We start from the raw sequence: 7,777 nt of genomic DNA, 5'->3' as shown, positions 1-7,777 counted from the left end.
TACCAGTTTGATTCGCGTGTAAAACAAACCGATACCCTGGTTGAAGACCTGTCGTTCAATTTAGAGTGGATGCCTACGGATGCACTAGAACTGGTAGGTGACATTCAGTACATCAAAGCTAAAACCAAAGACGATGATATCGTTGTGCACACCGCCGCGTTCGCGGGTCAGCACTACGATATAACAGGCAGCACACCCACCATGACGTTGCTGGAACCCTACTTTGGTTATCGTGATGAAAACCCTGACGTATACGCCGGAGGTGTTTATCCGGGCTTTACTGATGATCCCGCAGGCGATACCAACTACTTCCAGGACCCGACTTCCTATTTCCTACGAAGCGCAATGGATCACTACGAGCGTTCTGAAGGTGACTCAATCGCGACGCGCTTAGACGGAACCTATCACTTGGATAGCGATGGTATATTCACGTCTGTTCAGGCTGGTGTGCGTTATGCCAAACGCGAACAGACCGTGCGTTCTACCAGTTGGAACTGGGGTTCGTTAGCGCCTGAATTTACCGGTGCTGCACCTGCTGGCTGGTTAGACACCATCCCGGTAGATTCAAGCAACTTTGAATACGTGGATTGGTCTGACTTCCACGGTGGTGGCGTAGCCAATATTCCGGGCAACCAGACTATCCATGCAACGGAAGCTTATGTTCGCTCTATCATTAACGGCGCTCGTCCATACATGTCTGCAGGCGGTACATGGGAACCGTATCCTGACAGACCTGGAGTTGATGAAAAATACGGCATCTTTACGCCTGGCGAAGTGAACATTACCACCGAAACCAACAAAGCCATTTACCTGCGGGTTAACTTTGAAGGCACCGGAGACTTGCGCTACAGCGGTAACGTTGGTTTGCGTTACGTAAAACTTGACCGCAGTGCGGATGGCGCGGTGACCTTCCCGGATCTGGTACCTGATTTCTTACCACCAGAATCACTACAAGGTGCCCCACTCACTGGCGAAATCGTGTCTAACTGGTTAAACGAGCAGGTTGCAGCGGGTAACTACGCCGATTTGGAAGAGGCACTGGCAGCCGAAGAAAACCGCTGGATTGGTGATCAGTTGAATTACCTGTCTGACTCAGAGAGAGCCTTTGGTAATGATGCTGAAGAACGTCTGTCGGCCAAAACTGATTTCGATATGCTTTTACCCAGCTTTAACTTCAAAATGGAAGTGGCCGACGATCTGATTGCGCGTTTCGCCTACTCTAAAGCGGTAGCGTTGCCAGATATGGGTGACGTGCGCAACAGAGCGTCTTTGGGTAATGAATCAGTACAAGCGGTTCGTCCTATTGCTAACCCGGATCCAGATAATCCGCCAGAGCCAGGTACTAACCTGGTACAAACCGCATATGTACCTGCCTGGACAGGTTCAGGTGGCAACCCTTACCTGAAACCCATGGAGTCGTCACAGTACGATATCGCGCTTGAATGGTATTTTGCAGATGTAGGTCAGTTAAGTGTGACTTACTTCCACAAAGATCTGAAAAACTACTTTATTCAGGGCGCGTCTGTACAGGAATACACCAACCCGACAACGGGTCGCACACAAAACGTGTTGCTTAGCTCTACCACCAATGGCGGTAAAGGGAAAATGGATGGTGTCGAGATTGCGTATCAACAATTCTACGACATGCTGCCCGCGCCGTTTGACGGACTGGGTATTCAGGCAACGTACACCTACATCGATGCTTCGGGTGTACCGAACAACGAAGTCGACGTTGAAGACGAAAGCTGGTTGGGTGATGACTTCACCGATACCGGTATTCGTGTAAGTCTGGACAATGTGCCGCTACAAGGTCAGTCTAAGCACACGGCTAACTTTGTTGCCATGTACGAAAAGGACGGTTGGAGCGCACGTTTAGCATATAACTGGCGTTCGCGTTACCTGTTAACAACCCGTGACGTTATCTCTAAAGCACCGCTGTTTTACAATGACATCGGTCAGCTTGATGGCTCGATATTCTATAACTGGAACGAGAATGTCACGGTGGGTATTCAGGGCACAAACCTGACCAATTCACAGTCTGAAACCATTATGGTGTTAAACAATGAGGGGCTTGAAACCGGCCGTTCATGGTTTAAGTCAGACCGTCGGGTTGCCTTTGTGATGCGTGCAAACTTCTAGTTTGCACCACTGTTGTAAACCGTATCAGGCCGGTGCTTTTGCGCCAGCCTGATTTTTTCGTTTTTGGGGTTCGTTATGCATTCACCACTCAAAAAAATCATTATTCTCGGCGGCGGCTCGTCCGGCTGGATGACCGCAGCGGCACTGGGTAAAATTCTCAAAAATCACCCCTGCGAAATACAGGTGATTGAATCAGAAGATATTGGTACCGTCGGCGTTGGCGAAGCCACCATACCGCAAATTCTGTTGTTTAACGATCTCATCGGGCTCGATGAAGACACCTTTATCAAGCGAACGAAAGGCACATTTAAATTAGGCATTCAGTTTAAAGACTGGCGTAAAGTCGGTCACAGCTACTACCACGCGTTCGGCGAGGTAGGAAAAAACATGGAAGGCGTGCACTTCTACCATTACTGGCTGAAGATGCGCCAACAAGGCAAAGCCGCGCCACTTGACGAATATACCCTGTCATCGCTAGCCTGTAACGAGAAGCGCTTTATGCGACCGTTCGATGCCGGTAACTCGCCGCTGTCCAATATCGCCTACGCCTTTCACTTCGATGCAGGGCTATATGCGAAATTCTTACGCGAGTGCGCCGAAGGCCATGGTGTGGTGCGCACCGAGGGTAAAGTTTCTCAGGTTACACAACACCCTAATGGCGATATTCGCTCGTTGATCTTAGAAAACGGCGAAGAACATCAGGCCGATTTCTTTATTGATTGCTCGGGCTTCCGCGCATTACTCATTGAACAAACACTTAAGACCGGTTACGAAGACTGGCGCCACTGGCTGCCCTGTGATCGCGCCGTTGCCGCGCCGTCAGCGCTCACCGAGGAACCCTGGCCTTTCACCCGTGCGGCAGCTCAACAAGCGGGCTGGCAATGGCGAATTCCCTTACAACACCGGGTAGGCAACGGCCATGTGTACTCCAGTGAATTTATGAGCGATCACGACGCGGAACGCACGTTACGCGAAAATATCGACGGAGAGTTACTTGCCGACCCGCGGTTAATTAAATTTGTTACCGGCAAGCGCAACAAGTTCTGGCACAAGAACTGTCTGGCCGTTGGGCTAGCCGGTGGCTTTATGGAGCCATTGGAGTCCACCAGCCTGCATCTGGTGCAGGTTGCCATTTCCAAATTCTTTAGTTTCTTTCCGTTTCAAACGCCCACTCAGAGCGACATTGACGAATACAATGCGCAAATGGATTTTGAATTTACCCGTATCCGCGACTTCCTGATCCTGCACTATCACGTAACAGAACGCGAAGACACGCCGTTCTGGCGATATTGCAAAAACATGTCAATTCCAGACACGCTGCAGGAAAAAATCGATCAGTTTAAAGCCAATGGCCGCATTAACCGTTTCAACAATGAACTGTTCAATGACTTAAGCTGGTTTGAGGTCATGTATGGTCAGGGACTGCGTCCTGAGGGTTATAACGCACTCGCAGATATATTCCCGGATGACGAATTAGCCAAACGTCTGGAAGGCATTCAACGGGTGGTTAGAAAGTCAGTAGACTACATGCCGTCACACGCTGAATTTATTGCCAATACCTGCCCGGCTAAACCATGACGAGTATCTCAACGCTGCCTGTGCCGGGCACTGAATTTCAGGTCGTCATTATTGACGATTTTATGCCCGGCCCACACAAGTTAGTGGATTACGCGTTGTCGAACGGCAAAGCCCCAAAAGACGAACTGCTGTATCCGGGGCTAAGAATGCCTGCCCCTGCTGGCTACCTGCGTTATGCGCTGGCCACCATAAATCTGGCTTTTAAAAAATGTAGAATCGCCGACACGCTAAGCGATGGCGAAGCTTACTTTGCGATGGTAACGCGACCGCCCGCTGAGCTGACAACGGAACAGTCCATTCCGCATTTCGACCGTCCGTATTCTCACGAATACGCGGTTGTGCATTACTTGTGTTCACCGGCGTTTGGTGGCACCAGTATTTACCGTTATAACCCGACCGGTCAGGTAGCAGTGACCGAAGCAACACTTAATCGTTATCAGCAAAGTTTGGACGCTGAACTGGCCGCCTTGCCGGTTACACCAGGCTATATTAACGGAGACACCCGGTTATTCTCGCGTGTTGCTCAGGTGCCATGTGCGTTTAATCGCGCGGTAATTTACCCTTGTGCATTGCTTCACTCAGGGGATATTCCAGCCAATTTCATACCCGACCTGAATCCCTACACCGGACGCTTCACGGTAACGGCATTTTTGCGATAATCCACGCATATCCAATCAAAACAACGCAAATCAACAAAAATATTAAAATCAATAATTTGAATGTCACTTTAAGTAATATTTTGGCGATCAGTGATTACAAAAAAAGCACCTGATATACCAAATAAAATAATGGCTGTACGCCCCCTCAACATGAAAAAGTTAACAAGCCATTAACAGGCGCGATACAGGTGTGTTGCGTTCACCTTATCGCCTGCTACCGACATTCAAAAAACCGATTTTCATGCTGATAGGTTATTAGCCCACAGGGAATGGACGTAACGGGCGGGAATGGCACAAGTGTAATCCCAAACAGGACACAACAGATGAAAAAGCCACATCAGTTTAAACAATCCATGGTCACCAAGGCAGTCTCCGTATTGCTTGGCACGGCCACTGTGTTTCCCGCCATCGCGCAATCCACCGACCCGGTAGAAGTCATTGAAGTGACAGGATTGCGTTCGAGTCTGGCAGAAGCCGCTTCAATAAAACGCGAGTCTATTGGTGTTGTAGACGCCATCTCCGCCGAAGACATTGGTAAATTCCCGGACACCAACCTCGCCGAGTCACTCCAGCGTATTACCGGTGTATCAATTAGCCGAACCAATGGTGAAGGTAACGAAATTACCGTGCGTGGTTTTGGCGGCAGCAACAACATGATCACTCTGAACGGCCGTATGATGCCAGCAGCCCAAACCTATGGTGGCGGCAGCGGCGCCGACGGTACCACACGCGGTGGCAGCACCCGTGCATTTGATTTTGCCAACCTGGCATCTGAAGGTATTCGCGGCGTTGAAGTCTACAAAACCAGTAAGGCAAATATTGCCACCGGTGGTATCGGCGCGACAGTAAATATTAAAACGGCGCGACCGTTGGATACCCCCGGATTTCGCGCAACGACGGGCGTTAAAGCAGTACACGACACCACCAACCGCGCAGGTAACGACGTGACGCCTGAGCTGTCTGGTTTAGTCAGCTGGACTGACGACGACGCAAAATTTGGTGTCGCACTGACGGGTAGTATTCAGGAACGTCACTCTGGCTATGTCGGCGCCACCGTGAATGACTGGAATATTGGCGTGTGGGGTGACCCGAACGACCCGGACACGCTGTTCAACAACAGCGGTGACATCTACCAGAATGCACCGGACGTTGGCCAGCTGTATGCGCGCCCCAATGACCTGCGCTACGCCTTTTCTGACACTGAGCGTACGCGGACTAACGCACAGTTAACCCTGCAGTATGCAGCGTCAGATAACCTGGTTGCTACCTTCGATTACCTGTATGCGGAAAACGAGATTCAGGAGCACCGTGGTGAAATCACAAACTGGGTACAAAACGGCTCTAATGTCACCTCGGTAATCTTCGACGATGGCCCGGTCGCTACGCCCATTTACATTGCCGAGTCATACCCAGGTACGGTTGACGAAGGCTACGAGCAACAATGGCGTGAACAAACCAATACACTGAACTCTGCTGGTATTAACCTGGAGTATTTTGCCTCTGACAACCTGATGTTCTCATTAGATGCGCACCACTCTAAAATGGAAAGTTTACCCAGCGGCCCTAGTGATAACGCAGCCTCAGGTGAAATTGCCGTGGGTATTGGTGCACCCAGCGTCGCATCGCGTGAATGGTGGTACGACACTGAGCTCCCCACTTACCGCAACGTCTACGACGACAGTGCACGCGGTAATGGCAACGGTATCATTGACGCCGGCGACGTAGGCTCTTCGATTCTGCGTTTCCGCCACGCTTCGCAGGCCACTGAAATTAACCAGATCAAACTCGATGGTAAATGGATGTTTGACGATGGCGAAATCGACTTCGGTATCGAAACCCGCGCAATGGAAATGGTGGCTCGTCAAACGGCTGGCGACAACATGACCTTAGGCAACTGGGGTATCGCAAATCCTGGCGAGTTCTCAGACGGCTTACTCCAACCAATCAATGTCGGCGCCATGTTTGAAGACTTTAACACGGGGCAAAGTCAGGGAATGGGCTTTATCGCTGATCCGGTAGCGCTGGCTCGCGAAGGCATTGCACTGTATCCAAGTGACGCAAACTTCTTCGGTGTAAGCAGCGTATTCTCGAACAACGATGTAGTACAGGAAGACACCACTGCGGCGTATTTCCAGGTGCACATGAGCGGCGAACTCGGTGGTATGCCAGCTAACTTCCTGGCAGGTGTACGCTACGAAAAAACCGACGTCACCTCAACGTCGTTGGTAACCCCTCCCAGCTACCTGATTTGGGAAAACAACAACGACTTCAGCCTGTATACCGATCCAAGCACTGACACCATTCCGCTGTCAGTAAAAGCGGATTACGATCACCTGCTGCCCAGCCTGGACTTTGACATCATGCTGACTGACGATGTAAAAGCCCGCTTCTCTTACAGCAAAACGATTGCCCGGGCAGGCTATGGCGATCTGCGCGTTTCACCAAGTGGCTTTGGCACCTCAGGTTCAACGCTCAACGGTACCCGTGCAACAGCGAGCTCGTCAAACCCGGCTCTGCTACCGCTGGAGTCAGACAACTTTGACGTGTCTGCCGAATGGTACTTCGAGGAAAACAGCTATGCGTCTGTTGGTTTCTTCGAGAAACGCGTAGCCAACTTTATTGGTACCGGCCAGGAAGATCGCACCTTCTTTGGTATTCTTGACCAAACCAATGGCCCACGCGCTATTGCAGCGGCCGAAGCATTAAGAGAGCGTGGTTTCGCGGTAGACGATACGTCGTTGTTCGCGATGATGGTGCTGCTGGAGCAACCGGAAGCATTCCCGAACGGCGCAGACGACTACACAGGTTCGGCTGAACAATTGCTGCAACTGGGTGAAACTCCCGGATGGGATATTGTGCCGGAAGCGGGCGACCCGGAAATGGTATTCCGCACCAGCCTGCCGCAAAACAACAAAGAAGCCAAACTGTACGGTGCCGAGCTTGCACTGCAGCACTTCTTTGGTGAAACCGGATTTGGCTTCCAGGCAAACTACACGCTGGTTCGCGGTGACATCGGCTTCGACAACACTGGCAGCCCGGACGTTTCTCAGTTTGCCCTTGCAGGTTTGAGCGATACCGCCAACTTTGTGTTTATTTACGACAAGGATGGCCTGACTGCCCGGGTAGCCTACAACTGGCGTGATGAGTATTTGAACCGCATCAACTACCGCGGCTCGAATAACCCCACATACGTTGAAAGCTATGCGCAAATCGATGCCAACGTCAGCTACGCGGTTAACGAGCAGCTCACCGTGTTTGTTGAAGGTATCAACATCACGGGTGAAGACCGTCGTGAGCACGGCCGTACCCGCAATCAACTTTGGTATCTGGAAGATTTAGGAGCCCGCTATCAGCTGGGTGTGCGCTATAACTTCTGATATCTTGTGTTGTAAACACGCAGC

The 7,777-nt window shown here is 50.9% G+C and carries 4 protein-coding genes; all 4 read left to right on the top strand.

What is annotated here, in order from left to right:
- The coding region (locus tag AC4MRN_RS02795) for a TonB-dependent receptor (protein ID WP_491202445.1) at window positions 1-2,139 on the top strand (2,139 nt) is incomplete at its 5' end.
- Between the two features lie 75 nt (window positions 2,140-2,214).
- Window positions 2,215-3,717, top strand: a complete 1,503-nt coding sequence (locus AC4MRN_RS02790; RefSeq protein ID WP_491202444.1) for a tryptophan halogenase family protein — start codon at window positions 2,215-2,217, stop codon at window positions 3,715-3,717.
- Window positions 3,714-4,376 (top strand): DUF6445 family protein, encoded by a 663-nt coding sequence (locus AC4MRN_RS02785; RefSeq protein WP_370241571.1) that lies wholly within the window; start codon window positions 3,714-3,716, stop codon window positions 4,374-4,376. The genes AC4MRN_RS02790 and AC4MRN_RS02785 overlap by 4 nt, the downstream gene beginning before the upstream one ends.
- A 323-nt stretch (window positions 4,377-4,699) precedes the next feature.
- Window positions 4,700-7,753, top strand: a complete 3,054-nt coding sequence (locus AC4MRN_RS02780; protein WP_491202443.1) for a TonB-dependent receptor — start codon at window positions 4,700-4,702, stop codon at window positions 7,751-7,753.
- Window positions 7,754-7,777: the final 24 nt, after the last annotated feature.

Source organism: Marisediminitalea sp. (assembly GCF_984433645.1).
The sequence above is the reverse complement of the archived record's forward strand: the minus strand, read 5'-3'. Positions and strand labels throughout refer to the sequence as shown.